A 26030-nucleotide genomic window follows, 5' to 3' on the forward strand; every position below is an offset into this window, starting at 1 on the left:
CAGCGGATACCCCCTGCCCGAACAGCCAGATCATCTCGCCGACCGCCAAGACAACCCCGAAACGATCACTCCGGAATCAAGCCGGTGGATCCAGGCTCAGCAGCCCTTCACAGGCCGATCGAATCACCAGCGCCTCCAATTCCGTCGAATCCGTCGTCGGGCGCTTTCTCATCCTTGCCAGTCCTCCTTCTCGTTCGACGTCATCGCGCCCTCCGGGCGTCGACAACAAAATGCGCACGCCGTGTTCCCATTTCCGCAGGTGGTGGCCTCGGCCGATCATTCTGTGCCACGACCGGGGCCTTGCGGCAAGCCCCCCGGTGCGCTATAACTTGGAAAAGGCAAGGGGCTGAATCTCCTTGCCTTTGTCTTTGCCGCCCGTAGGCGGGCCCGCCCTCGCAGGGCGGTAGCACAGGCCGTGCGGCCACAAGCTGAGCAGGACAGTTGTCTATCCCTGTGCCGACTGCTCAGGACGTTCTGACGTTGCGTGCTGCTTGCCGCTCCATGCGCCGAGGGCTGGTCGCCGGCCTCATGCCTTCTCCGGGCTGCTTGTGCCCGGCCCCGCACGCACCTTTCCGCGTTCGCCACGAGGCCGGCCGGCGCCGGCCTCCCCTTGCCCGCAAGGCATCGGCGCGTTCGGCTCCGGTGGGCGCGCCCCGTCGACGCCTGCCGCTCCGTCAGTTCGCACACTACGACTGGAGTAGCAGGCCGCGGTCCGAATGCGCTATGCAGCCCAGCCCTCGCCGGTGGGCAGGGCCGTGATGTCGCCGACCAGCTTCGTGCCGGGGGTCTCGGCGTGGAAGTCGCGGCCGATCAGATCGGGGGCCGGCTTCGCGTTCCTGTCCGGCCGGGTCAGCGACCGCCGCCTGCGGCGGTGAGCTCCCTGGATGCCGTGCTCGTGCATAAGCCGGGCGACCCGCTTGCGGTTTACGCGTTTCCCCAGGCGCCGCAGTTCAGCATGGATGCGCGGAACGGGATGGATCTCCTATCGCTACGGTCACAAGCGCCGGAGCCGTCATTTCGGTGGATACTGGGCCAGCAGCTGGCGCGGAGCCCGCGACGGGCTGTACGGCTACGGCGCCGGCCGCACAGCTCACTACACCCGCCGCGCGAGAACCGTACGGCGATCCGCGAGGCATTGGTGGCGAGGCCGCTACACGCATGTCTGCCCCACTACTAACCGAAGGGAAGGCTTCGCGTGTTCCGCGACCCCCGTGTCCACACCCGCAAGTGGGCTGCACGCCACCCTCTGGGTATGGGACTGCTCGTCGGGGCGATCTTCTACCTGGTGGAAGTCATCGCAACCGGAGACCTCCTGGGAACGCTCCCCTTCGCAGCGGTGATCGGGGCCATTTTCTGGGTCACCTCTCTCGGTGAGCGGCGCCGCAGGAAGAAGCGCCACCTGCCGCGCTGACCGGGCACCACGCGATACGGGTGTGAGATCCGCACCCGTATCGCGCGTGCCACCCCTCGCCGGGGCACCGCTCGCGATGCCCCGCGTCCCATTCGCCCTTGCACCGAGGGAGGGAACCCGCGCGTCACGCGGCCACGCGTTCCCCTGTCCGGTCATCGCAATACCCAAGGACATCTCGTGCGTAAATTCGTCGCACCTGTTCTTCTCCTGCCCGTCTTCCCGCTCTCCGCCTGCACCAGCGGAAAGACCGCCTACGCCGGAGCGAGCGGCCACGATCGGCCGCTGCCGGCAGCCTCAGTTGCCGTCACCCGCCCCGGTGCCAAAGACCGTCGCCCACGGCCCAGACATTCCCACGGTCACGGGCCCCTTCGGTTCAGCCCCCACCATCGCCCTGCGCTCGGCCTGCGCCCAGGCTCGGGAAGTCGCCTGGGCGCGAGCCGCCGAGACCGGTGAAGGCGTACCCGCCGCCCGGGCCCCCGTCGGTGACGGCTCAACAACCGCCCCCGCAACACCCTCGCCTGGAAGACCCCCGCCGAAGCCCTCAGCGAGCACCTACTATCCCTCCAGGAAGCTGGTGTTGCGACGACCGGTTGAGTCCAGGGGCCCTTGTCGCCACGGCCGGTTCGTCGCGTCCATGTTGAGTGCGCGGCCGGGCCTGAAGAAGCGCCTGGCGAAGAAGTGACCGTTTCTGCGCGCTGCCGACGACATGGCTCATCCCATCCGTCATACGCGAGCGAGCTTCCCCCTCTTCTCGCTCTTCCAGAACCCGGAGAACGTGATGCGGTTCTTGGGGAGCCCCGCGCGGACGAGGTGGCGTCGCCCCTCGGTGGCGAGCGTCGACTCGCCGACGACGAACGCGTAGCCCGCCTGGTCGATGGCGTCGTGGCGGCGGAGTTCCGTAAGGGCCGCGGCGCCGGGCACCGCGGTCGCGTCGTCCCGGATCACCCAGGTCACGGAGACGTCGGCCGGTGCGACGAGGGGCCGGCGGTCCTCTGCGAGCGGGATCTCCTGGATGACCCGTCCCACGGTGTCCCTCGGGAGGGAGCGCAGGATGCCGGCGGTCGAGGGCAGCCCACTCTCGTCGGCGACCACCAGCACCTCGGTGGCATCGTCGGGACGATCGAATATGAGCCCTTGGTCCAGAAGGGCGACCGGGTCACCGGAGCGGGTCCTGCATGCCCAGATCGCCGCAGCGCCTTCGGGCTCACCCTCCGGGCCGCAGTGGACGACGAAGTCGATGTCCATCTCGGCCGTCCGGGGCCGGAAGTCGGCGACGGTGTAGTTGGCACAGTGCGGCCTCACCTCCTCCGGAATGGCGAAATAGGGATCCCACCATCGGGGGCCGGACAGCTCCGGAAGCACGAACTCGACCTGGTGCGGCAGGCGCAGGAACAATCGGAACCAGTGGTCGTAACCCAGCCACGGGAAGTCGCTGAGGGTGGGACCGGTGACCGTCACGCGCTGCATCGACGGTGAGAAGCGCTCACTGCGGACTACTTCGCCACGGAACAGTCCGGGATGCTTCGGCATGAGCCTGGGGGTTTTCGACACGAATGAAGGTTAGCCTAAGCTAACTATCATCCCAACCCGTGCCGGCGCATGTCGTCCGGGGCCCGCGACGGCTACTTCCCCGCCCACCCCGCGCAAGACGACGTGCACCGGTGCGGGGGAGGGAGATTGCCGGCGCGCGCCCGAAGACCTTGTCGAGACGGTCCCGTCAGGCGGGATAGGCGTGCGCCTGCGCGGCCTTGACCGTGGCCCAGACCGAAGCGCCCGGGTGGAGGTCGAGTTCGGCGGCGGCGACGGTCGTCAGGTCTGCGGCGAGAGGCAGGTCACCCTTGAGGTCGGCACGGATCTGATCGCCATGTGTTTCGAGTCCCGCGACCTCGCAGTGCCACAGGTTGCGCGCACTCGAACCGGTGGGGCGCTCTCGGTACAACGTGACGGCACCCGGGCGAAAGGCGACGAAGGCGGGACCGGTGAGATCTTCGGTGGTGGTGACCACGGGCCCCGCATCGAGCCGTACCCGGTGACCGGCAGCCTGCCCCTTGTAGAGATTCAGTCCGACGAGCTGGGCGATGTAGTCCGTCCGCGGATGGCGGGCGATGTCCGAGGGCGTTCCCTCCTGGACGACGTGCCCGTCTTCGATCACGACGAGCCGATCGGCCAGCACCATGGCATCCAGTGGATCGTGCGTGACCAGCACGGCGACAGCCTCGAAGTCTGCCAGGTGCCGCCGCAGTTGGGTACGTACGCCGAGGCGTGTACGGGCGTCGAGCGCGGCGAGCGGTTCGTCCAGGAGGAGCAGCCGGGGACGTGTCGCGAGGGCACGGGCGAGTGCGACGCGCTGGGCCTGACCGCCCGAGAGCAGGCGCGGCTTCGAACCGGCGTACTCGGTGAGCCCCATCCGGTCCAGCCATCGGGCGGCCTGCGCGCGGGCCTCCGACTTGGACGCGCCCTGGCAGCGAGGTCCGAACGCGACGTTGTCCAGGGCCGTCAGGTGGGGGAAGAGCAAGTAGTCCTGGAAGACCACGCCCACCGGGCGTTCCTCGGGCGGTGCCCCGTCCAAGGCGGCACCGTCCAGGCACAGGTGGCCGCCGGTGAGCGGGGTGAGCCCGGCAAGGGCGCGAAGAGCCGTTGTCTTGCCGGCGCCGTTCGGTCCGAGCAGTGCGACGACCTCCCCGGGGGCGACGGCCAGCGCCACATCGAGACGGAAAGTGCCGCGGTCCAGGACGAGGTGCGCGTCCATCCCCTCCGAACGGCTGAGGCTGGTGCCGCGAGAAGGGCTTGTCCCCTGGCCCGTGTCTGTCATGAGGTGGTCATCCAGCGGTCGGACGGTCCGGCGCAGACCGTGGGGGAGTGGGGGAGGCGGGTCATGACACCGTCATCCACCGGTCGCGAAGCCCGGCGAGGACCGCGATCGACACGGCGAGCAGTACCAGGCTCAGCGCGATGGCTGCCGCGGGATCACTCTGCAGTGCGAGGTATACGGCCAGCGGCATGGTCTGGGTACGTCCCGGGAAGTTCCCGGCGAAGGTGATGGTCGCGCCGAACTCCCCGAGCGCTCGCGCCCACGCCAGGACGGAACCGGCGGCGATGCCGGGCATGATCAGCGGCAGTGTCACCCGCCGGAACGCCGTGAAACGGGAGGCCCCGAGCGTCATGGCGGCCTCTTCGAACCGGGGATCCGCCGCGCGCAGCGTGCCCTCCACGCTGATGACGAGGAACGGCAGGGCTACGAACGACTCCGCGACCACGACCCCTGCTGTGGTGAAGGGAAGAGTGATCCCGAACCACGAGTCCAGCCACTGCCCCACGATCCCGTTACGGCCGAGCGCCAGCAGCAGCGCGACACCTCCCACCACCGGCGGCAGGACCAGAGGCAGCGTCACCAGCGCACGCACGAAGCCTCGCCCCGGGAAATCCGTCCGTGCCAGGAGCCAGGCCAGTGGTACCCCGAGCCCCACACTCACAGCCGTCGCCGAGCTCGCACAGATCAGCGACAACCGGAGGGCGTCCCAGACCTCCGGGCTGGTCAGCTGCTCCGGGAGGCTGCGCCAAGGTGCCCGCACGAGGAGGGCGACCAGCGGGAGCAGAAGGAACGCGAGGCCGACGAGAGCGGGCAGCAGCAGCGGCAGCGGCACCCCGCGGCGGCCACCGTGCGGCCGGACACGCCGCCGCTGCGGCGCGCCGCCACCCGCGGTGGCCCGAGCCGCGACACCGGACTTGTCCTGCTCGGTCACGGCTTGAGGAATCCTGCTGAGGTCAGGACCTTCTGCCCCGCGGCGGACTGCACGTAGTCGATGAAGGCCTTGGCGGCTGCGGCGTTCGGCGCGTCCTTCAGCAGAGCGATCGGGTAGTCGTTGACGGCATCGGCGGACTCGGGGAATTCCACACCCCCCACCTTGTCACCAGCGGCCCTCACGTCGGTCTTGTACACGACGGCGGCGTCGGCCTCCTTCAGCACCACCTTCGTCAGGGCGCCCTTGACGTCCTGCTCGTAAGAGACCGGGGTGAGCTTCAGCTTGCTGCCGTCGAGTGCCTTCTGCGCCGCGGCGCCGCACGGCACCGTCCTGTCGCAGAGGACGACCTTGAGTTTCGGATCGGTGAGGTCCTCGAGGGAACCGATTGCGTCGGGGTTGCCGGGACGGGTGGCGATCTCCAGCTGGTTGCGCACGAAGGTCGTGGGTGTGCCGGACACGCCGCCCGCATCGCTGACAACGGCCATCGTCCTGGGGCTGGCGGCGGCGAATACGTCTGTCGGGGCGCCGCCCGTGATGCTCGCGGCGAGGCTGTCGCTCCCGCCGAAGCTGAAGGTGACCTTAGTGCCGGGGTGAGCCTTCTCGAAATCCGCGCCCAGCGTGGTGAAGCTCTCCTTGAGGGATGCCGCGGCGAACACGGTCACGGTGCCCGACAGCTTCTGGGACGCGTTCGACGCGGAGGAATCCGACATCGGCGACGCGTCCTGCGAGGAGGAACAGGCGCTCGAGGCCAGCAGCGCGGCCACGCAAGCCCCGGCCATCCGCAGGGTCCGCTGTGTGGAACGTGTCTTCACGGGTCCACTCCCTCTGGCTCTACAGAAGAGTCCGTCGGCTTTCCGCTGATCATACTGCCGCAGATTCAAGGCGTAAGTCACTTGTGCCATTGCATGAGCCGGGTCAGCCACGGAAGGGGCGGGCATGTGCGTTTGTACGGCCCTCTCGTCCGGGTGCGTCTTCCTGGGGCGTGGTGTCTCGTGGACCAGTCCGTTTGCCGCAGTCTGTCCCCACGGCGAGGAGGGGTTCGTGTTTGGCCGGCTCCGGCGGAGATCGCGCAGCCGGAGTTGCGGATGGCAGGCCCTGCTCAGCGGCAGTGGCGGCGTCCTTCCCTGCCACTCGGCCGGCATTCTGTGAGTCGCAGGCGGCGCCCGGCCGCCCGTACGTTCCCGGGCGCGCTCGATCAGGTGCGGTCGATATGCACGTTGGTCGACTTCACGCGGGCGGTCGCCTCCACCCCGACCTCCAGCGCGAGCTCCTCCACGGCCTCACGCGTGAGCAGGGACACCAGGCGATGAGGACCTGCCTGGATCTCCACCTGGGCCGCCACATCGCCCAACTTCACAGCGGTGACGATGCCGGGAAAGGCGTTGCGCACCGAGGTGTACGAAGCGGCGCCCTCTCCCGTGCCGGCGATCTCCACCGAAAAGGCAGCCAGGTCCTTGCCGTGGATGAGCCGGCGCCCGCCCTCGTCACGGTGGGTGGCCACCCTGCCCGCGTCCGCCCATCGGCGTGCTGTATCAGGGCTCACGCCAAGCAGTCGGGCTGCCTGACCGATCGTGTAGAGCTGCATGCCTGCAAAGGTAGGTCAGCGAAGTGCGCACCTGCAAGCTAAAATGCACCTAATCATAGGTAAATGCTAGCTGAAAAGAATGGTTGGTCGACTCCTCGACCGGCCTCTTTCGGGCATCCCGTGAGGGCGGTGCGCTTGGGCGGATATGCCCCGGCATCGGCGCCAGTGACGATTCCGGCATCCGGTCGGGCCGTGCTGGTCGCATGTACGTGAAGGTGTTGCCGAAGTGATCGCGTCGCCGAGCCCCGCCCGCGATACATCCGGCTACCGCGCTGATCGGAGGTGTTCCCGGTCGGACGGCGGGTGAGGGGTGAGCCTTTCGCTCGCCCCTCTTCGTCACTATCTTGACAGGTGACGAAGAGTACGTCAGAGTCGTCACTGTTCAGGGAGGTGCCGACGGGCGTCCAGCGTGGCGTGCCGGTCGGCGCCTCGTTGATTCGTACGGCGGGCAAGGGGCGCGCAGCCCCGTCGCCCGAAACCGAGGCCGTCGGCGGGGCAGGCGACCGCCGCATGCCGATGGCCGATGCCCACACCGAGCCGCGCCGGCCCGAGGCGCGCGTCTCAAGGCTGGAGTCCGGCGCGCCGAGCGGTGCGTCACGGGCGACAAGCCGGTCCGAGAAGCCGCTAAGGCCGCGGCTCTCCGCCCACCGAAACTCGCCGGGGTGACGAAGACCCGGCGGTCCCGCCCGGAGGTTGTTTTGATCACGCTGGTCCTCATCGGGCTGATAGGCGGCTTCATCACCGCCATATCTCCGTGCATTCTCCCTGTACTGCCACTGGTCTTCCTTTCCGGCGGAGTCCAGGGCGGAAAGCCGGAACAGGCCACGACCCGCAGCCGGCGGCCGTACGCGGTGATAGCCGGGCTCGTCGTCAGCTTCACGCTGATCACCCTCTTCGGCACGCTGGTACTCAGCGCCCTGCCGCTGCCCCAGGACATCATCCGGTGGGCAGGCCTGGTGGTGCTGCTCGTGCTCGGCGTCGCCATGATGTTCCCGAGGGTGCAGGACCTGCTGGAACGGCCCTTCGCCCGCATCGGGCAGCGGCAGGTCGGCGGAACTCGCGGAGGCTTCTTCCTCGGACTGGCCCTCGGCGCCGTCTACGTTCCCTGTGCCGGGCCCGTACTCGCCGCCATCACCGTGGCGGGCGCGACGCACCAGATCGGTCTGGACACGGTCGCCCTCGCCCTCGCGTTCGCTCTCGGTACGGCGGTCCCGCTGACCTTCTTCGCTCTGGCGGGTCAGCGCATCGGGGAGCGTGTACGTGCTTTCCGGGGCCGCCAGCGTCGTGTTCAGTTCTTCGCCGGTCTGACGTTCGTCGCCCTGGCCATCGGCCTCACCTTCAACGTCACCGACGCCCTGCAGCGTGCAGTTCCCGACTACACCGCGAGTGTCAACAAAGCGATCTCCGGTTCCGCTGTCACCGGTGCCCTCGGCTCGGAAGGAAGCGGGAAACTGCGCCAGTGTGTGCAGCAGCCGTCCTCCGGTCTGCACGACTGCGGCAAGGCACCCGAGTTCGCGGGCATCCAGTCGTGGCTGAATACACCGAAGGGTGCGCCGCTGACCATCAGCTCCCTCAAGGGCAAGGTCGTCCTGGTCGATTTCTGGGCCTACTCCTGTATCAACTGCCACCGCGCCGGCGAGCACATCAACGCCTGGTACGACAAGTACAAGGGGCACGGCCTGGAGATCGTCGGCGTGCACACTCCCGAGTACGCCTTCGAGCACGACCTGGGGAACGTCAAGGCTGGCGCCGAGCGCCTCGGTATCAAGTACCCGGTGGCGCTGGACAACGACTTCAGGACCTGGCAGAACTTCAGCAATGTCGCCTGGCCCGCCCAGTACCTGATCGACGCCGATGGGCGGGTGCGGAACGTGGCCGTCGGCGAGGGAGGATACGCGGACCGGGAGAAGCTGATCCGGCAACTGCTGATGAAGGCGAACCCCGGTGCGACGTTGCCGGCGCCCACGGGCCTGCCGGACCATACCCCGACCGATCCTACGCAGACCCCGGAGATCGGCCTGGGCGTGGGACGCAGCGATGCTGTCGCCAACGGGCCGCTCGACGGGGGACACGGTGACTTCACCTACTCGGACACGCTCGGGCTCGGCCAGTACGCCCTCACGGGAGGCTGGGACGTGGGCAAGGAGTCGGTGACGAGCGGTCACAGCGCGGGGATCACGCTGAAATACTCCGCCCGCGAGGTCTACCTGGACGTGGGCGGCACCGGCACCATCACCGCGACCGTGGACGGCAGGAAGACCACTCAGAAGGTTTCGGGTGCGCCCAACATCTACCGTCTGGCGGGTGGTCATGACTCTCGGAACCGGGTATTGAACCTCACGCTCTCCCCGGGTCTCAAGGCATACTCCTTCACCTTCGGGTAGGCGGGTTTGCCGTGAGGAACCGTGCCGCGGTGAGTTCCTCGCGGGCTGCCCGTTCGGCGAGTTCCAGGTAGCCGTATGCGTCGTCTCCGACCGGGACCCGCAGGGGTGTGGGAGCGTCGGCGGCGACGATGCCGAGGACGCTTGCCGCGAAGTCCTCGGGGCGGCCCGGCCCGGGGTTGGTCGCCAGGCCGCGCGAGCCTTCCAGCATCGCGTGGTTCGTCCCGTCGTAGGCGGGGATTCTCCGGCCCGCTTCGGCCATGGAGACGCCGTAGCGGGTGGCGAACATGCCCGGTTCGAGCACGGTGACGCGGATGTTGTGCGGAGCGGCTTCGGCCGCCAGGGTCTGGCTCATGCCTTCCAGGGCGTGTTTTCCGGCGGTGTAGGCCCCAAGGCCGGGGAAGGCTGTCCGGCCGACCACGGAGGAGACGTTGAGGATGTGGCCGTGCCCCTGGGCCCGCATGAGGGGCAGGACCAGGCGGGTGAGTCTCCAGGGACCTACGACCAGGGTTTCCAGCTGGTCCCGCAGTTCGGCGTCCGAGACTTCCTCGACGGCGCCGAACAGGCCGACGGCGGCGTTGTTGACGAGGATGTCGATACCGCCGAGCCGGTCGGACGCGGTGTGCACGGCCTGTTCGCAGGAGGTGGCGTCACGCAGTTCGAGAGGGACCGGGGTGACGCGGCCGGGCCAGGCGGCGGCGAGGTCCTCCAGGTCGGCCGTCTTGCGGGCGGTGACCGCCACCTCGTCCCCGGCCCCGGCCGCAGCGGCGGCCAGGGCGTGCCCGAGGCCTGAGGAGCAGCCCGTGATCAACCAGCGTCGTCCCATTGTTCCCCCGTGGTGACTGATGTGGTTCCGGATAGTGGTGGTGGGCGCGGTGGCCGTCGTATCGTCGCCGTCCCCGCGATGCGGGTGGCGGCGCGGGATGCAGCGCTGGTGCGCAGCCGTGGGGTCATGAAGGCTGTACGTCGTCGGATGCCGAGGCCGTGGCTGCCCGGCCGGTGGCGGCAGTTCATGGTCGTGGGATTCGGGTTCGAGGTCATCCCCCCGACGGGGGCGCGTGGAGGCGCCGAGGCGCGCGTACCCGGCGCTTCCACGTGTCCGGCAGGCAACTCCCCTGGTCGCTCCGGGACCGGTGGGGGAGCGGCGGGTTCCGGTGGGCGGCGCTCCGCCCCCGCATTTCAACGGTGATCTCGTGCCCCGGGAGCGATGTGGCAGGACACCGCGGGTGTCAGGACGGCGAGGCGCGTCGGGGGCGTCGCCTTTGGGACATGACCCATGTGCGTCACGACCATGGATGGTCCAAGGGGCAGTTGTTTCCCTACCGTTCGGCAGAACGATCTTCTGTACGCCTGGGGGTAGAACACTTTTGCGACCTCCGGTCGGCAGGGAACCCTCGGCCGGTCACGACGAAGGGCGGCTGCATACAGAGGGTGTGTCCGACGCAGTCGGAGACACCTCAGCTGAACACCACCCACCCAGGCGGTCATGCATCTCAGGCCGGGCCGCGGTCCCTCGGAACAGCACGGGAATTGCCTTGAGTTCATCTTCAAGACGCGGGAGTGCGCTCGCCGCCGCCGGCGCCGCTCTCCTGATACTTGCGAACCCCGCCAATGCGACCGCCCACCCGCTCGGAGCACTTCCCGACGCCCGACCGGCGTCGGCCACACGGCACGAAGTGCTCCCGGGGGTGCATTCCGTGACACTGATCACCGGGGATGTGGTCACCACCCGCCGGTCCGCGACGGCCGGCGGCACGGTCGAGGTCCGCAGCGCGAGCGGCACCACCGCCCAGGCGCGCGTCATGGAGTCCGGCGGTGATCTCTACGTCTACCCCGAAGCCGCTCTGCCCTATGTGGCGGCCGGAACACTGGACCGGCGGCTGTTCAACATCAGTGACCTGGTCGCGGACGGCTTCGACGACGCGCACCGCGACCGCCTGCCCCTCATCGTGTCCTAGTCCTAGTCCGAGACCGCGGCGGGCCTGCGTCCCACCGAACTTCCGGGTTCGAACCGGGTCAGGAGCCTCAGCAGTGTCCACGGCGCAGCAGTGACGGCCGACCGCGCCCGCTCGGCCGACTTCTGGCGGGCGGTCACCGGGGCGCCGTCCCCGGGGTCGAGGACTGCTCCGGATTCCGCGCCCCCCGCCGAGCCCGCCTTCGGCGCGGGGATCGCCCACATCTGGCTGGACGGTGTGGTCAAGGCCGACCTCGCCGACACCACCGCCCAGATCGGAGCGCCGCGTGCATGGGAGGCCGGCGACACCGGGCAGGGAGTGGACGTCGCTGTCCTGGACACAGGCGCCGACACCGGCCACCCCGATCTCGCCGGCCAAACAGCCTCCGCGCGCACCTTCGTCCCGGGCGAAGACGTGACGGACCACAACGGGCACGGCACGCACGTCGCATCCACCATCGCGGGAACCGGAGCAGCGTCAGCCGGGAAGGAACGGGGCGTCGCGAGCGGAGCCGGCCTGCACATAGGCAAGGTGCTCTCCGACGACGGCAGCGGTCAGGATTCCTGGGTGCTGGCCGGCATGGAGTGGGCGGCCGTGGACCGACACGCGAAGATCATCAACATGAGCCTTGGGTCCGGAGCCCCGTCGGACGGCACGGACCCCTGAGTGAGGCGGTGAACCGCCTGAGCGCCCAGACGGGTGCCCTGTTCGTCGTCGCGGCAGGCAACTCGGGCACACCTGGCAGCATCGGTGGCCCAGGTGCCGCGGACGCGGCCCTCACGGTGGGCGCGGTCGACTCCGCCGATGACGTCGCCCCGTTCTCCAGCCAGGGGCCGCGCGTCGGGGACGGAGGCCTCAAACCGGAGGTCACCGGTCCCGGTGTCGATGTCCTGGCGGCACGCTCCCGGTACGCGGCCGAAGGCGAGGGCAGCTACCAGATACTGAGCGGCACGTCCATGGCCACTCCACACGTCGCCGGTGCCGCAGCCCTGCTCGCCTCCGCACACCCCGGCCTGAGCGGTGCACAGCTCAAGGACCTTCTGGTCAGCAGCTCGAAGCGGACTCCCGGTTACGACTCCTTCCAGGCCGGCAGCGGCCGGGTCGACGTACCCTCGGCGCTGCACGCGGACGTCTTCGCCTCGGCCACCGCGTTCGCAGGCCAGGCCTCGGCCGGTGGCGCAGGTGCGGTCCAGCGCCCGGTGACGTACACCAACGCCGGTGCCACCGCCGTCACTCTCGCGTTGACCGTCCAGGCCCCGACGGCCCCGGACGGCTTGTTCCGGCTGTCCACGTCGCGCATCGTCGTTCCCGCGCACGGCACCGCGGAGGTCACGCTCACCATCGACGGCTCCAAGGCGCAGGGAGACGGGCGCTGGACGGGGCAGGTGGTCGCGTCAGACCCGGCAGGCACGGTGATTACCCACACCGCGGTGTCACTCGGTGATGTCACGCACAAACTCACCGTCGTCCTCAAGGACGCCCACTGACGGCCGTCCTGCCCGATGACGTCTACTCCGTGCTGTCGTTCAAGGTCGTCCAAGGCATGCACGGTCCGCATTCCATGGGCATGGCACTGCTCGGCGACCCCGAGGTGCGGCTCGACCGCGACGCCACCGTGACCATGGACGCCGCGAAGGTGCGCCGGGTCGACATGACCGCGCCGCAGCCCACGGAGGCGACCTACCAACGCCTGGAATACAGCCGCGCGATGGGCGGCGGCGTGTGGCGCGACTACATGGAGACCCAGACCAGCTACGACAGTCTCTGGGCCCAGCCCACCACGGACAAGGTCACCCACGGGGACTTCTACTTCGGTGCCCGTTGGCGCAGGGAACAGCCCGTGCTCGAGGTGTCCACCACCACCTCGGACTTCACCGACGTCCTGCGCCAGGCGGGCGTCACACCCCTGCCCCGGGGCGACTACAAGCTCCCGATGATCGCCGCCGGCGACGGGGCGAGCACGGACTACGCGGGGCTCGAGGCGCGTGGCAAGGCGGTCGTCGTCCGCCGCAACGACGTGGTGAGCGACGCCGACCAGGCGGCGGCAGCCGTCACGGCCGGTGCGAGGCTCCTCCTCGTCGTCAACAACCAGCCCGGACGAGCGGTCCGCAGCTACGCCATCGCCCCCCGGCACCCGCCCCCATCGACGTTGCCCTCCTCAGTACGGACGAGGGCGCCAGGCTTCTCGGCCAGGCTTCCCGCCGCGGTGCCACGCTCCGGGTCGGATCCCAGCCGGACAGCCCTTACGTCTACGACTTGATGTGGACGTGGCACAACGAGATCCCCGAGCACCTCGTCGTCCAGGGCGGTCCGAAGACCCTGGCCCGGGTGGACGTCACTTTCAACAACCCTGACGCGGCACGCGGAGGCGGAGAGTTCCGCTTCGACTGGCCCGTCTACTCAGACTGGGGCATCGGCCTGACGGTGCGTGAATCCATGAACAGCCGACGCGTCGACTGGGTTTCCACCGGCCCCGGCAACAGCTGGGGCCAGGAGGCGTACGTCGATGACCTTCTCTACGAGATCGAGCCCAGAAAGACCTATAAGCCGGGCAGCAAGCACACCCAGAAGTGGTTCGAGCCCATCGAGCGCCCCCACCTCAACAACAACTGCAAGCTTCCCACCCGCGAGGGGAGCCGGCTGACTCTCGACGTCCCCGGGTGGGGCGGCTCCGACCATGTCGGTGCGTCGATGGACTACCAGGGAACCCGGCAGACCCTCACCCTTTATCAGGGCGCCGACCGGCTCGCGCAGGCCACGTACAACACCACGGTCACGGCCCAGGCCCCCCGTCCGGACAGGCAGCCCTACCGGCTGGTCCTCGACGCGGACCGGGACGCGTCCGTGAGCCCGTACTCCAGCGCCACGCACACCGAGTGGGCCTTCACCTCCGAAGCCAACGCGACGGACCGTCCTGCTGTCCTGCCGCTGATCCAGCTCGACTACGCGATCGACACGGACGCCTCGGGCAAGGCGGGCAGGGGGCGCGAAGATGGCTGTTTCCGCCTCCCACCTGCCGGGTGCGGCCGGGGCGGGCACCATCTCCTCGCTCACCGTGGACCTCTCCTACGACGACGGGCGCACCTGGCAGCGGGCCCGCCGTACACACGGCGGGTTCTTCGCCCTGGCCGCACCGCACGGAGCCCGCTTCGTCTCGCTTCGCGCCACCGCGCTGGACAACGCCCATAACGCCGTCACCCAGTCCGTGACCAGGGCTTTCGGCCTTCGGCGACCGGCGGTCCCGATACGGCGGGCCGCGCCTTCGAGCACGGCCCGCCGTTCCGGACCGGTGCGCTGCCCCTCGAGTCGAAGGACATCTCGGCACAGGTCGCCCGGGAGCGCGGAGCCACCTAGAATTTTCTGCATGGGCAGCCGGTCCGCAGGTGGTTCCAGTGCCGGGGGTGAATCTCACCGCCGAGATGACCTTCCGCAGACCGGGAAGGGCGATCTGGCGGCTGTTCTCCACGGCGCCGTTCAGAGTGCCGTGGACCGGCTGGACGCGGCCACGGCCGTCGTGTACCTCCTGGAGGAAGACGGCACTCACCTCCGTGCGGCGATGATCGGGGGCAGTCCTCCGTCGGCGTTCACCCTTCCGGGTCGGATGCCTCTCCACGCTTCCTACGCCTCCGCACGCGCGCTGGCGTCCGGAAACGTCGAGGTACTGGCCGATCCCGATCTGGCCGAAGGTGAGCAGAGCGAGGGGGCGCCCTACCCGTACGTCGCCATCTCGGCCCCCGTAACAGCCCGGGGCCGCCGCTTCGGAGCCATCACCGTGCTTCGGCTCGAGACGTACGGCGGCTGCGGGAGGGCGGATGCCGTGGCGATGCGGGACATCGGGGACGAACTGGCCCTCGACCTCGCCGGGCTCGCGGAAGAGGGCGCTGCCATCGCTCCGGGGCACATGCCCGTGATCGTGCCGGCGCTCAGCGAACACGCAGAGAACCACACACCCGGCTGGGGTATCCCCGACGTCCCGGGATCCGCGGGGATGAGCCTCATCTACCCGCAACGGCGACTGGCCGACATGCTGAACCAGGCCACGACCATGGACCACATCGTGCGGGCGGCCAGATTCTGCGTCATGGCCCCCTTTCGCGCCCAGGCCCTGGTTCTCCTCTCTGCCAGGGAGGGACGCCTCTGGGTCCTCGGGCACACCGGAGACTCGTCGGGCATCGTCGGAGACCTCCACGGCGCGACCCTGGACGAGTCGACGCCGGCATCGAAGGCGGTCCGCGAGCACCCCGTCTTCATCTCCCGCCTTTCCTCCGACGAGTCGCGTACGGAGGTCTACCTCCCCCTGCTGGGCAGCAGACACGCCATGGACCTCCCTCTCCTCGCGGAGCGGAAGGACGTCGTGGGCCTGTGCTGCCTGACGTTCGAGAGGACTCGCGACTTCCCGCCCGAGGAGAGGGCGATCCTGGCCATGATGGCGGGATCGCTGGGCGCGGCGGTCGAACGTGTCGAGCTGAGCAGGCAGCAGCGCGCCGCCGCCGAAACCCTGCAGAGACAGCTGTTGCCGGCGACCCTGTCCGAGCTGCCCCGACTGGCCACCACAGCGCGCTATCGGCCCGCCGTCGTCACCTCCGAAGCCGGTGGGGACTGGTACGACGCGATCATGCTGCCGGACGACCGGGTGGTGCTGGTCGTCGGAGACGTGGAGGGTCACTCCATGGAGAGCGCCGCCGTCATGGGGCAGGTCCGCAGCGCTGTGGTGGCCTACGTGACCGAAGGCCACCGTCCGGCGGCGGTGATCGACCGGACCAGCAGGTGGCTCACCGCCATGGGCGCGGACCTGCTGGTCACATGCTGTGTCGTCGCCCTGGACACCGTCGGAGGCATGGCCGAGGTAGCGCTGGCCGGGCATCCGGAGCCGCTGGTGCGGTTGCCCGACGGGAGCGTCGACGCCTTGGGAGCCCCCGCGAACGTGCCTCTCGGAGTCACCACCGAGGCGGGCTACCTGGGGCGTGAGCACACCCTTGTGCCCGGGTCGATCCTGATGTTGTACTCCGACGGATTGCTCGACTGGAGCAGGGCCGACCCGATGGCCGGTGTGAGAGCACTGCTGGGTTCCGGCGACCGGGCAGCGGTCTCCGACCTCGAGGAACTGGCCGACCGGGTCATCGCCGACACGTCGGGTCCCCAGCGGCGCCGTGACGACGCCGTCCTGCTCCTCGCCCGATGTGAACCCGTCCACGGTGAGGCGGCCTCGCAGGTCGACAGCCTGCGTATCCAACGCCGCGACCTGCGCGGAGTCAAGACCGCACGCGACTTCGTCGACGACCGGATGCATGGCTGGGGACTGGCCGGGATGGCGGACACCCTCCAACTCGTCGTCTCCGAGATCGTGACCAACGCTCTCGTCCACGCCGGCAGTGACGTCGAGCTGCGCCTGCGGGTCTTCGCGGAGCACATCCGGCTCGAGGTACGGGACTCGGCCAGCAACCCGCCGGTGCCCTCGCCGCTGTCACTCTCCGAAGAAGGGCTCTCGCAAGCCGAGCACGGCCGTGGCCTCTTCATCGTCGATGCCTTGACCGAGGGATGGAAGAGCTTCCCGAACGGCCGGGGCAAGACGGTGTCTCTGGATGTGCTGATTCCCGACACGGAGACCGTGATGCCTCCCGCCGGCCGCATCTGAGGTGTCCAGCTGGCCGTCACCGAGGTGACCGGCCGGCAGAGGGCGGCAGGGACCGGGGGCGTCACGCCGGTCGGGACGGTTCTGCTCCGGGCAGGCCGAGAAGGCCGCGCGCCACGGCTTCGACGGGCTCACCACGTGCGTTGGCCAGTGCGATCACGGCTCGGGACGCCAGCTCGTTGATCCCGAAGGCCAAGGCGTCGGGCGTGACCCATCCCGACGCCTCGTCGAGACGGTCCGCGTCCTCCTCGACGCTCGCGGTCACGTAGGTCGCGGCGGCTTCGAAGACGTTGTGCCGCGGCCGGCCCGGGTCCCGGGCCGGCACGGGAACGGGCGGATGGGCGGTGAAGACCTTACGCAGCGGTGCGAACGCACGACGGGCGGAGAGCACGCTGAGCCACCTTCCCTGGGCGGACGCGGTCAGTGTGTACCGCGGATACCTCAAGTCTTCCACCGGAAACCGGAGTTCGAACGCACGTGTGGTCCGATGTCCGGTGCGTCATCTCGATTCTGCGATCCCGTGCTCAGCCGGGTCGCCTCAGGGCCGCAACGGCGACACGTCGCAAGAGCGACATCCTCCGGATGCGGGGGCGTGGGCGTTGCGTCGCGTGTCAGGGGCAGACCGGGAGGGGCAGGCAACTCCCTCTTGCCCGGCAGGCCTTGCGGCCTGCCGGGGCCAGGGGCGAGGAGTTCGCCAATCCAATCGTCACCTGTTTGACAGGTGACGATTTTCCTGTGATGATCGAGTTACCGCTTGAGCAGGTGACGCACTGGGTGTGTCACCGCCAACGATCCACGACGTACGGCATACGTACGTTCCCACTCCGGAACAGGACATCTCATGTCGCACAAGTACACCGCCGCTGTGAAGGTCACCGGCGAGGGCCGCAACGGCGGTCATGCCCGGTCCGACGACGGCCTTCTGGACACGGACCTGTCGCTGCCGAGGGAGCTCGGCGGGGCCGGCACGGCCACCAACCCCGAGCAGCTCTTCGCAGCGGGCTGGTCCGCCTGCTTCCTCGGCGCTGTCCGCCTTGCGGCATCGGAGCGCAAGGTCCGGCTGACCAGTACCGAGATCGATACCGATGTGACACTGGACCACGGCGGCGACGGCTTCTCCCTCTCCGCCGTCCTCAACCTCAAGGTCGGGGGCATCACTCAGGCCGAGGCCGAGGATCTCGCACACGCCGCGCACCAGATCTGCCCTTACTCCAAGGCGACACGCGGGAACATCCCCGTCACCATCAACGCCTTCGCCGTCTGACCCGCAGGAAATCGGCGGGTGTCCCGATCCGCGGGTCCCGAGTGCGAAGCGCTGCAGCGCACTGCCGGCCGTGACGTCGGACCGGACCGTCGCCCCGGCCGCCCCACGGCCACGGTGCCGAGCGGCCTTGGCGACGAGGCCGCCGGGGCCCTCGTCGCGCGCCGGAGGGACCCGCGGGGCGAGAAGACCGACGCCTGGCTCGCGCAGGCTCTCACCGAACACGGGGGCAACTTCGTCGACCTCACAGGTCCGTCGTCGCCCGCGCGCGCCCACGAGGCGCTGCTCGCCGTCCTCTCCCGCACCGGCACAGCGGCGGATGAGGACGCACTGCCGTTCGTCCGACGTCTCGCAGACGCAGATGCCGCCGCGGTGACCGCCCTTGCCGCGTGGCTCGACGGCGCCTTGGCTTCCGATGCCTCTGAAGGCGTTCCGGGGGAGGCTCGCAGGGGTTGAGCCAGGAGGTCCCAAGGCGTCATGAAGAAGGCCCAGCCCGCCCGACTGAGCGGGTCCTGAGCTGCCTTCACGCGCCTGACGGGTCGTGGACCGGCCGGCCGGCCAGGACGGTCACACGGTGGCGCGTGCTACGAACTCGGCCCTGATGTGCACGGTTCTGTGTACGTCGCGCCCGCCGTGCAGGCGCTCGGTGAGCAGCCGGGCGGCCGCACGGCCCACATCTGCCGCCGGATACCGGATCGTTGTCAGCTGGGGGCGCACCAGGGACGCGAAGGACGCGTCGTCGTGGCCGACGAGCGCCACGTCCCCCGGGATATCGATGCCCATCTCGTGCGCCTTGTCCATCGCACCGACGGCGATGACGTCGTTGCTGCAGAAGACGGCGTCAGGGCGATGCGCCCGGCTCATGAGCTCCCCGAACCCGACAGCTCCGGCCTCGCGGGTGTGCTCGCCCCTCACCACCAACTCGTGCGGCAGCGGCATGCCGTACTGAAGGGCCAGGGATCGCAGGAGTTCCAGTCGCGGATCCCCGCCCGTGGCGTCCCGGGGCCCCGCGATCACGGCTATGCGCCGACGTTGCGCCGCGGCGACCTGTTCCAGGGCGCGCCGAGTGGCCGCTCGTGCGTCGGGCGTCACGAGGTCGAGCGGACCGAAGGAGACGTCAGCGCTGACCACGACGGGTATTGCGGCATCCGCGATCAGCTGGAAGTCCTGCGGCCGCAGCCGGAACGGAGTGATCACGACCCCGGCGAACCTCTGCTGCACTGCTTCGGCCAGCAGCGCACGTTCCTCGTCCCGCCGTGCCCAGGTGTTGCACACGACCACGTGCAGTCCGAGGCCTCGCAACTCCTCCTGCAGAGTGGCGGCAAGCTGAGCGAAGAACGGGTTCGCGATGTCGGACACGATCAGCGCGACCAGGCTCGACCGGCCCGTCCGCAGGCTGCGTGCCGTGGCGTTCACGGAGAACCCCAGATCGGAGATGGCGCTTTCGACCGCGGCTCGGGTCTCGGGTGCCACCGGGCGCTTGCCTGACAGCACGTACGAGACAGTGGCGGAAGAAACTCCGGCCACACGAGCGACATCGGCCATGGTGACCCGCTCTGGCACGCTACCCCTTCCTCTCGGAAGGGTCACCCTACTTCACCAGGCCGAACGTGGTGAAAGCGCTCTCGCGGCACGGCTCCCGCACGCTCCTTCGGTGCCCCGCCAGGTTCCGTGTCACGTATGACAGGCGACCGGATCAGCGGGCTTGTCACCCGGCTGCTTCCGGCCGCCCTGCACGTCACACCCGGAGGTGGCCCGAAGGGTTCGGGCACGTCGTGGCCGACGACGGTCGCGATCGGTAGCCGCAGTGACGCAGGCGAAAAGGGCGGCGTACCGGACCGCTCAAATCCGAACACCTCGTCACGGCAGCTGTCATGTGGAGTCTTCCCGACCCGGCTTCGTGTCCCGTCGGTTCCCGGCCGGCGGGACGCTCTCGCGCACCACGACCACGCCACCGGGGGGTACGACCGCTTCGCCGCCGTGCACCTCGGCGTTCGCCAGGCCCACACCGCCGACCGCGACCGGCACGCTCTGCTCCGTGTGGTTGATCAGGAAGAGGTACGATCCCTGATCGCCGACGCGTCGCACCGCCTCCACGCCGGAGGGCGTGCGGGCGGCCGGAGTGACTCCGGCCTCGTCGCACAGCGCACGCACCACGGTGTGCAGCGCGTCCGGGGACAGCCTGGCCGCCGTGTACCAGCCGACGCCCTGCCCGACGTCGTGGCGTGTGACTGCGGGACCACCACGGGCCGGTCCGCCCTCGGGCGCATCGGCGAAACGGAGGACCGTGCTGCAGCCGCGGGGCTCGACGCGTTCCGCCCACTGCAGCACCCCGGTGCCGTCCTCCAGCCGTACCTCGTCGCCCGGCCTCAACGGCAGGTACTCGTCGACGACGAGGCCGAGGGTCTCCCGCAGCGCGCCGGGGTGGCTGCCGGGATGCATCCGGTCGTACGCGTCGACGACGCCGCTGAAGCAGCCGACCGCGAGGTGACCTCCCTGCTGGACGTAGCGGGTGAGGTTGTCGGAGTCCTCGCCGGACAAGAGGTAGAGGCCGGGCGCGATGACCGCCCGGTACGAGGTGAGATCGGCGCCCGGAGCGACGACATCGCAGGTGACGCCGAGCTTCCAGAGTGCCTCGTACCAGTCGCGCACGGCATCCAGGTATCGGAACTCGCCGGACGGGCGGGCCTGGAGTTCCAGCGCCCACCAGCTGTGCCAGTCGAACAGGACGGCCACGTCAGCGACCACGCGCGTGCCGGTCACCTCGCGCAAGGACTGCAGTTCGGCGCCGAGGGCGCTGACCTCCTTGAAGACGCGGCCGTCGGCTCCGGCGTGGGGCAGCATCGCGGAGTGCCATTTCTCCGCCCCCGCGCGGGACTGCCGCCATTGGAAGAACAGCACTCCGTCCGCGCCCCGCGCGAGGTGGGTCAGGCTGTTGCGGCGCGTCTCACCGGGCCGTTTGGCCACGTTGACCGGCTGCCAGTTGACGGCGGAGGTCGAATGCTCCATGAGCAGCCAAGGCCGGCCAGCGGCCATCCCGCGGGCGAGATCGGCGTTGAGCGCCAGGTCGATGTGGCCGTTCGGGTCCGCGGCGGGAAGGTAGTGGTCGATCGACACGGCGTCACATTCGGCGGCGAAAGCGTATCCGTCGACCTTCTTCTCCAGCGTCCCCATCAGATTGGTGGTGACGGGGACGTGCGGGGCGGCCCGGCGCAGAACGGCCGTCTCGGCGCGGTGCCGTTCGAGCAGTGCGTCCGAGGAGAAGCGGCGGTAGTCGAGTTCCTGCCCCGGGTTGCGGAACGCGGTCGTGTCGCGGGGCGGATCCACCTCCTCCCATTCACCGTAACGCTGACTCCAGAAGTCACCGCCCCACGCCTCGTTGAGCGCGTCGAGTGTCTTGTACCGCTCCCGCAACCAGACTCGGAAGGCTTCGGCGCTGGTGTCGCAGTAGCACAGGGCGTTGTGGTTGCCCCACTCGTTGTGGACGTGCCACAGAACGAGCGCGGGGTGGTCGGCGTAGCGGAGCGCCAGCTCCGCTACGAGGTTGTCGGCGGCCTCGGCGTAGGCGGGGCTGCTGGGGCAGAAGACCTGCCTGCTGCCGTGGGCCAGCCGGGTCCCCGAGGCCGTCATGGGTCTGGCATCCGGATGCAGCCGGGTGAACCAGGGCGGCGGGGCGGCCGTGGGGGTGGCCAGGTCAACGGCGATGCCGTGACGGTGCAACAGGTCCAGTACGTCGTCGAGCAGGCCCCATTCGTAGACCCCAGGGCGTGGCTGGATGCGGGACCAGGAGAACACGCCCAGGGTGACGAGGTTGACGCCGGCCTGGCGCATCAGACGGGCGTCGTCGAGCCAGGTCTCGCGGGGCCACTGTTCAGGGTTGTAATCGCCACCGTAGGCGACGCCTCCCAAGCGGCGGGTGATGTCGGCCAGGGAAGGGGTCATGACTTCACGGCTCCGGCGGCGAGTCCGGCGCGCCAGTAGCGCTGCAGGAGGAGGAAGGTGAGCACGATGGGGACGACGGACACCAGGGCGCCGACGATGGTGAGCGTCTGAAGCTCCGGCAGGCGGCTGGTCTGCGACTGCCAGGTGAACAGGCCGAGGGTGACGGGGTAGAGACGTTCGTCCTGCAGCATCACCAAGGGAAGGAGGAAGTTGTTCCAGATGACGACGAACTGGAACAGGAAGATCGTGACGAGCGCCGGCGACATCAGGCGCATCGCGATCGTACGGAAGATGCGGAACTCGCCCGCGCCGTCCACGCGCGCGGCCTCCATCACCTCGTCCGGGACGGACGCGGCGGCGAAGATGCGCGAGAGGTAGACCCCGAAGGGGCTGACGATGCTGGGCAGGAACACGGACCAGAACGTGTTGGTGGCATCGACCTCGGCGAACAGGAGGAACAGCGGCAGTGCCAGCGCCGTCGCGGGGACGAGAACCCCGCCGAGAACCACGGAAAAGATCGCCTCACGGCCCCGGAACGTGTACTTGGCCAGGGCGTACCCGGCCGCGGCGGCCAGCACGGTCGCAACGGCCGAGCCCGCGCCCGCGTACAGCAGGCTGTTGAGCAGCCATCGGGAGTACACGCCGTCCTGGTGGTCGAAGAGGGCGCTGAGGTTGTCACCGAAGTGCCACTGGGCCGGCAGGAGTCCAGGCGTGGTGACGAGGTCGGCCTGGCTCTTGGTCGATGACACCAGCAGCCAGTAGACGGGGAGCAGCATGTAACCGGCGACCAGGATCATGAAGACCATGGTGACAACGGTCGATGCGCTTGTCCGCGGCCTGCGACCGGCCGGCGTCGAGGTCGCGTGGGCTCCGTCGGTGCGGGTGAGGATGCTCATGCCTGCCTCCGGGACGTGAAGCGCAGGAACGCGAAGGACAGTGCGAAAGTCGCCACCGCGAGCAGGACCGACAGAGCGGCGGCTTCGCTGTAGTTGTCACCGGAGGCGAGCGAGTAGGCGGCGAGGTTGGGCGTGTAGGTGCTGGTCACGCTCGTGGCGATCGATCGGAAGACCTGTGGTTCGGTGAAGAGCTGGAAGGTACCGATGATGGAGAACACCCCGGTGAGTACGAGGGCGGGACGGATGATCGGAATCTTGATGCGCAGGGCGACGGTCCATCCGCTCGCGCCGTCCACCCGCGCGGCCTCCCCGATGTCGGCGGGTACGGCTTGCAGGGCGGAGTAGAGGATGAGCATGTTGTAGCCGGTGTACGTCCAGGTGACGACATTGCCGATGGACCACAGGATCGCGCCGGGCCCGAGAAGGTCCACGTGCGCCCCCGCCGAGTGCAGAAGGTCGACGGCGGGTGACAGTCGCGGGTCGTACAGGAACGCCCACATCAGGGCGGCCACGACACCCGGGATGCCGTACGGGACGAAGTAGACCAGCCGGAAGAAGCGCTTCGCGCGCGCGACGGCCGAGTCCAGCAGCAGGGCGAGGACCAGGGACAGCAGGAGCATGACCGGGATCTGGACGAGGGCGAAGCCGACGACGCGCAGCACGCTGTCGGCGAAGAAGGGTTCCTTGACGACCGCCGCGTACTGGTCAAAACCTGCGAAGACGGAGTGAGTGCGGCCGAAGGTCCCGCCCGTGCGCTCGGTCTTGTGCAGGCTCTGCCAGAACGCGTATCCGACCGGTACGAGTGTGAACAGGACGAACGGGATGACGAACGGGGCGAGGAAGGCGTAGGGAGCGAGAGTGCGGCGCGGGCGGCGACGCACCTCGGCCGGTGTTCTGGTGGGTATCACTGTTGGCAGCCTTTGCGGGTGCTGTTCCTTGCCGCCCGGGCGGGGCGGCGATGAACAGGGGAGTTGACCGGTCCGGTCAGCCGGTCACGTCGAGCGACTGCTTGCGCAGGGAGTCCACGCTCTGTGAACCGGTCCGCTCGAGCACGTCGCCGAGGGTGGCCTTGCCTCCGATGACGTCGGCGGTCCCGTCGCTGAGGTAGCGGTAGGTGTCGGTCATCGTGGGGCCCCACGTGAAGTCGGTGTCCACGTCGGACGAGGCCTCGGCGAAGACGTCGAAGATCTTCTGCTTGCCGTAGAAGTCGACGGGCTGCTTGAGTGCCGGCATGTCGAGGCCGGTCTTCAACGCCGGGTAGAGGCCGCCTTCACGATTGAGGATCTCCAGCGCCTCGGGGTCGGAGTTCAGCCAGAGCGCGAACTCGGCGGCCTCTGCCGGGTGCTCGGTGCCGCCGAGCACCGCGGTGGTGGAACCGCCCCAGTTGCCTGCTTGCCGGCCACCCTCCTGCCACTGCGGCATCGGAGCGACCGCCCACTTCCCGCCGGTGGACTTCGCGTTGTCCCGGATGGTGCTGTAGCCCCAGGCCGCGCTGATCCATGTGACCACCTCGCCGTCGTTCCAAGCCTTGTACAGCGCCGGGGAGAAGCCCTGAAGGTCGGTGGCGACGAGCTTGTCGTCGATCATCTTCTGCCAGTAGTCGGCGACCTGACGGCTTTCGGGCCGGTCGACGGTCACCTTCCACGCGTCGCCCTCGCGCTCGAACATGGTGGCCTTGTTCTGCCAGAGCAGACCGGTGAACCAGTTCGGGTCGGTCTGCGAGTAGTGGGTGATGTACTTGCCCGCCGCCTTGAGCTTGCGGGCGTCCGCCGCGTACTCGTCCCACGTGGTGGGTGCCTTGAGGCCGAGCTTGTCGAATATGTCCTTGCGGTAGAACAGGGCCATGGGGCCGGTGTCCTGGGGGACGGCCCAGACGCCGTCCTTGCCGTCGGCGCCGAACTCGACCTGCGACCACGTCCAGTCCACGAACTTCTGCCCGGCGTCGCTCACGCCGGGGCACGAGGCGATGTCCCGCAGCCCGTTCTTCATCCGGAAACTGGCGAGGGAGTCGTACTCGATCTGGCCGAGGTCCGGAGCCTTGTCGGCTTTGAGGGCGTTGGAAAGGTTCTGATAGGTGCCGGCGTTGCCCGAGGGGGTCGTCTTCAACTTCACCTGGACGTCCGGGTTCTGCTGGTTCCAGACGTCGACGGCCTTCTGCATGCCCGGGACCCAGGACCAGTAGTCCAGCGTGACCTTGCCGGAGGAAGGCTTGCACGAAGCGGAGTCCGAACCGCTCTCATCGCCGCCACCGCCACCGCAGCCCGTCGCTGCCGTGAGGGCCAGCACCACCGCGCCGAGCGTGCAGCGCCTGGCCAGGGAAGTGCGATCGCGCATCGCCATGAGGTTGCTCCTTACACCGGGATGCCGCTCCGACGAAGCGGTGGGCGCAACCATCACGACAAGAATCGGCCGAAGTCAATAGGTTGGGAATGACTCGCAACTTCCGAGTCCCCTTCGTGACCTGCCCGAAACGCTGCTGACGAGTACTCAAGAGCCTTTGACCTGCTAGTTTGATGATCACCCCTCGTGTTGGCGTGTGATCTCTCGTCATGCGGAATCGATTACGTTAGGGTGTGCGAGCGCGCCGAACTGGGGGCGGTCCAGGGGGCATCGAGGCCGATATCGATGTGGATGTCGGCTTTCCAGGGTTTGGAGCGGGCCGGTGGCTCCGTCCTCATCCGTTCCAGTCCTTGCGAGGGGTGGTGACGAGTGAGCGGAGTGACAACGCCGCTGACTGTGACGGTCTTTGGGGAGGTTGGCTGCGTAGGTCTCTTCGGAGAGCGTTTATCCCTCGTGCTGAAGAGCGCGTGCTGTCCTCTGGCGGGACAGAGGTTCGCGCGAGAGACAGCAGCACCTGACGGGATCAAGGGGGCGGTTGGAGGGTCCTCGGAGGTGGCTGGCAGCCTGGGGCGGCGGGCTGATCAACAGATATGAGGACGCCCCGCTCGTTGCCGGGGAAGAGCTGCTTTCCCTGCCGGGATTCCGGCCGTGTCGCGACGGCGTTGGGGGGCGGCGCATCGGCCCACGGCTGTGCTGACTCGCAGCCGTCGCGGGCGGGCTGTACCTGCGGGCGGGGCGTGCGGCCCGTCCGCGTGAAGTGCTTCTACCGTACGGTTCCGGGCGGGCTCGCCGCAGCTTTCCGTCCACCTCCGGCTGTGGCCGGGAAGGCTCACCGGCCGGCGGTGCTGTGCGAGGTGCCGGCCGGTACGACGCCGCCCGAGGCG

General features: G+C 69.0%; 21 protein-coding genes and 1 pseudogene. 9 read left to right on the forward strand and 13 right to left on the reverse strand.

The window, feature by feature from the left end:
• Positions 1-721 precede the first annotated feature (721 nt).
• Entirely contained in the window at positions 722-979 is a 258-nt protein-coding gene (locus ACFU5K_RS18415) for an IS3 family transposase (RefSeq protein ID WP_384062678.1), read from the reverse strand.
• Between the two features lie 273 nt (positions 980-1252).
• Here ACFU5K_RS18415 and ACFU5K_RS18420 point away from each other — a divergent pair, with 273 nt between their 5' ends.
• The gene (locus ACFU5K_RS18420; protein ID WP_384062580.1) at positions 1253-1411 is read left to right on the forward strand and encodes a hypothetical protein; all 159 of its coding nucleotides are present in this window, start codon (positions 1253-1255) and stop codon (positions 1409-1411) included.
• A gap of 723 nt (positions 1412-2134) precedes the next feature.
• Here the strand turns inward: ACFU5K_RS18420 and ACFU5K_RS18425 are convergent.
• The 5 genes from ACFU5K_RS18425 to ACFU5K_RS18445 all read right to left on the reverse strand — a co-directional run bounded on the left by ACFU5K_RS18425 (position 2135) and on the right by ACFU5K_RS18445 (position 6739).
• On the reverse strand, positions 2135-2962 hold the full coding sequence (locus ACFU5K_RS18425) for a siderophore-interacting protein (protein ID WP_384062582.1): 828 nt from the start codon (positions 2960-2962) through the stop codon (positions 2135-2137).
• 166 nt (positions 2963-3128) lie between these two features.
• Positions 3129-4223, reverse strand: coding sequence for an ABC transporter ATP-binding protein (locus ACFU5K_RS18430; RefSeq protein ID WP_384062585.1), 1095 nt, complete (start codon positions 4221-4223; stop codon positions 3129-3131).
• 61 nt (positions 4224-4284) lie between these two features.
• Positions 4285-5154, reverse strand: a complete 870-nt coding sequence (gene modB / locus ACFU5K_RS18435; RefSeq protein WP_384062587.1) for a molybdate ABC transporter permease subunit — start codon at positions 5152-5154, stop codon at positions 4285-4287.
• Entirely contained in the window at positions 5151-5933 is a 783-nt protein-coding gene (gene modA / locus ACFU5K_RS18440) for a molybdate ABC transporter substrate-binding protein (RefSeq protein WP_384062681.1), read from the reverse strand. The genes modB and modA overlap by 4 nt, the downstream gene beginning before the upstream one ends.
• Before the next feature lie 416 nt (positions 5934-6349).
• Positions 6350-6739, reverse strand: a complete 390-nt coding sequence (locus ACFU5K_RS18445) for a molybdopterin-binding protein (RefSeq protein ID WP_384062588.1) — start codon at positions 6737-6739, stop codon at positions 6350-6352.
• A gap of 662 nt (positions 6740-7401) precedes the next feature.
• Here ACFU5K_RS18445 and ACFU5K_RS18450 point away from each other — a divergent pair.
• Positions 7402-9123: a cytochrome c biogenesis protein DipZ gene (locus tag ACFU5K_RS18450; protein ID WP_384062590.1), complete on the forward strand. Its 1722-nt coding sequence runs from the start codon at positions 7402-7404 to the stop codon at positions 9121-9123.
• On the opposite strand, the gene ACFU5K_RS18455 is transcribed toward ACFU5K_RS18450, so the two are convergent.
• Positions 9110-9946, reverse strand: a complete 837-nt coding sequence (locus ACFU5K_RS18455) for an SDR family oxidoreductase (protein WP_384062593.1) — start codon at positions 9944-9946, stop codon at positions 9110-9112. The two genes, ACFU5K_RS18450 and ACFU5K_RS18455, sit on opposite strands and share 14 nt — an antisense overlap.
• An 871-nt stretch (positions 9947-10817) precedes the next feature.
• On the opposite strand from ACFU5K_RS18455, the gene ACFU5K_RS18460 reads away from it, so the two are divergent.
• The 5 genes and pseudogenes from ACFU5K_RS18460 to ACFU5K_RS18480 all read left to right on the forward strand — a co-directional run bounded on the left by ACFU5K_RS18460 (position 10818) and on the right by ACFU5K_RS18480 (position 16710).
• The gene (locus tag ACFU5K_RS18460; protein ID WP_384062595.1) at positions 10818-11078 is read left to right on the forward strand and encodes a hypothetical protein; all 261 of its coding nucleotides are present in this window, start codon (positions 10818-10820) and stop codon (positions 11076-11078) included.
• Between the two features lie 315 nt (positions 11079-11393).
• A pseudogene (locus ACFU5K_RS18465) lies at positions 11394-12562 on the forward strand (S8 family serine peptidase).
• 56 nt (positions 12563-12618) lie between these two features.
• Positions 12619-13335 (forward strand): PA domain-containing protein, encoded by a 717-nt coding sequence (locus ACFU5K_RS18470; RefSeq protein WP_384062597.1) that lies wholly within the window; start codon positions 12619-12621, stop codon positions 13333-13335.
• Positions 13332-14264, forward strand: coding sequence for a hypothetical protein (locus ACFU5K_RS18475; protein WP_384062600.1), 933 nt, complete (start codon positions 13332-13334; stop codon positions 14262-14264). The genes ACFU5K_RS18470 and ACFU5K_RS18475 overlap by 4 nt, the downstream gene beginning before the upstream one ends.
• 412 nt (positions 14265-14676) lie before the next feature.
• Complete coding sequence (locus ACFU5K_RS18480; protein WP_384062603.1) at positions 14677-16710, forward strand: SpoIIE family protein phosphatase; 2034 nt, start codon at positions 14677-14679, stop codon at positions 16708-16710.
• 61 nt (positions 16711-16771) lie between these two features.
• Here the strand turns inward: ACFU5K_RS18480 and ACFU5K_RS18485 are convergent, their stop codons facing one another.
• The gene (locus tag ACFU5K_RS18485; RefSeq protein ID WP_384062684.1) at positions 16772-17032 is read right to left on the reverse strand and encodes a hypothetical protein; all 261 of its coding nucleotides are present in this window, start codon (positions 17030-17032) and stop codon (positions 16772-16774) included.
• A gap of 516 nt (positions 17033-17548) precedes the next feature.
• On the opposite strand from ACFU5K_RS18485, the gene ACFU5K_RS18490 reads away from it, so the two are divergent.
• Together ACFU5K_RS18490 and ACFU5K_RS18495 are read left to right on the forward strand one after the other, a co-directional pair.
• Positions 17549-17971, forward strand: a complete 423-nt coding sequence (locus ACFU5K_RS18490) for an organic hydroperoxide resistance protein (protein ID WP_384062606.1) — start codon at positions 17549-17551, stop codon at positions 17969-17971.
• A gap of 18 nt (positions 17972-17989) precedes the next feature.
• Positions 17990-18424 (forward strand): hypothetical protein, encoded by a 435-nt coding sequence (locus ACFU5K_RS18495; protein WP_384062609.1) that lies wholly within the window; start codon positions 17990-17992, stop codon positions 18422-18424.
• A 111-nt stretch (positions 18425-18535) separates the two neighbouring features.
• Here ACFU5K_RS18495 and ACFU5K_RS18500 read toward each other — a convergent pair whose 3' ends face one another.
• The 5 genes from ACFU5K_RS18500 to ACFU5K_RS18520 form a co-directional block, all read right to left on the reverse strand.
• Complete coding sequence (locus tag ACFU5K_RS18500; protein WP_384062686.1) at positions 18536-19513, reverse strand: LacI family DNA-binding transcriptional regulator; 978 nt, start codon at positions 19511-19513, stop codon at positions 18536-18538.
• Positions 19514-19840: 327 nt separating this feature from the next.
• Positions 19841-21910 (reverse strand): beta-galactosidase, encoded by a 2070-nt coding sequence (locus ACFU5K_RS18505; RefSeq protein ID WP_384062612.1) that lies wholly within the window; start codon positions 21908-21910, stop codon positions 19841-19843.
• On the reverse strand, positions 21907-22806 hold the full coding sequence (locus tag ACFU5K_RS18510; protein ID WP_384062615.1) for a carbohydrate ABC transporter permease: 900 nt from the start codon (positions 22804-22806) through the stop codon (positions 21907-21909). The genes ACFU5K_RS18505 and ACFU5K_RS18510 overlap by 4 nt, the downstream gene beginning before the upstream one ends.
• Positions 22803-23723: a carbohydrate ABC transporter permease gene (locus ACFU5K_RS18515; RefSeq protein WP_384062689.1), complete on the reverse strand. Its 921-nt coding sequence runs from the start codon at positions 23721-23723 to the stop codon at positions 22803-22805. The genes ACFU5K_RS18510 and ACFU5K_RS18515 overlap by 4 nt, the downstream gene beginning before the upstream one ends.
• Before the next feature lie 67 nt (positions 23724-23790).
• Positions 23791-25146, reverse strand: a complete 1356-nt coding sequence (locus ACFU5K_RS18520; protein ID WP_384062617.1) for an ABC transporter substrate-binding protein — start codon at positions 25144-25146, stop codon at positions 23791-23793.
• Between the last annotated feature and the right edge of the window lie 884 nt (positions 25147-26030).

The sequence above is a fragment of the Streptomyces sp. NPDC057428 genome (assembly GCF_042803195.1).
Classification (GTDB): Bacteria; Actinomycetota; Actinomycetes; order Streptomycetales; family Streptomycetaceae; genus Streptomyces.

Excerpts from the sequence above, each read along its gene's own strand:
- ACFU5K_RS18470 (WP_384062597.1), top strand. The coding sequence starts at position 12,619 with ATGCACGGTCCGCATTCCATGGGCATGGCACTGCTCGGCGACCCCGAG.
- ACFU5K_RS18500 (WP_384062686.1), bottom strand. The coding sequence starts at position 19,513 with ATGGCCGATGTCGCTCGTGTGGCCGGAGTTTCTTCCGCCACTGTCTCG.
- ACFU5K_RS18505 (WP_384062612.1), bottom strand. The coding sequence starts at position 21,910 with ATGACCCCTTCCCTGGCCGACATCACCCGCCGCTTGGGAGGCGTCGCC.
- ACFU5K_RS18480 (WP_384062603.1), top strand. The coding sequence starts at position 14,677 with ATGCCTCTCCACGCTTCCTACGCCTCCGCACGCGCGCTGGCGTCCGGA.
- ACFU5K_RS18420 (WP_384062580.1), top strand. The coding sequence starts at position 1,253 with ATGGGACTGCTCGTCGGGGCGATCTTCTACCTGGTGGAAGTCATCGCA.
- ACFU5K_RS18445 (WP_384062588.1), bottom strand. The coding sequence starts at position 6,739 with ATGCAGCTCTACACGATCGGTCAGGCAGCCCGACTGCTTGGCGTGAGC.
- ACFU5K_RS18455 (WP_384062593.1), bottom strand. The coding sequence starts at position 9,946 with ATGGGACGACGCTGGTTGATCACGGGCTGCTCCTCAGGCCTCGGGCAC.
- ACFU5K_RS18520 (WP_384062617.1), bottom strand. The coding sequence starts at position 25,146 with ATGGCGATGCGCGATCGCACTTCCCTGGCCAGGCGCTGCACGCTCGGC.
- ACFU5K_RS18490 (WP_384062606.1), top strand. The coding sequence starts at position 17,549 with ATGTCGCACAAGTACACCGCCGCTGTGAAGGTCACCGGCGAGGGCCGC.
- ACFU5K_RS18430 (WP_384062585.1), bottom strand. The coding sequence starts at position 4,223 with ATGACAGACACGGGCCAGGGGACAAGCCCTTCTCGCGGCACCAGCCTC.
- ACFU5K_RS18510 (WP_384062615.1), bottom strand. The coding sequence starts at position 22,806 with ATGAGCATCCTCACCCGCACCGACGGAGCCCACGCGACCTCGACGCCG.
- modA (WP_384062681.1), bottom strand. The coding sequence starts at position 5,933 with ATGGCCGGGGCTTGCGTGGCCGCGCTGCTGGCCTCGAGCGCCTGTTCC.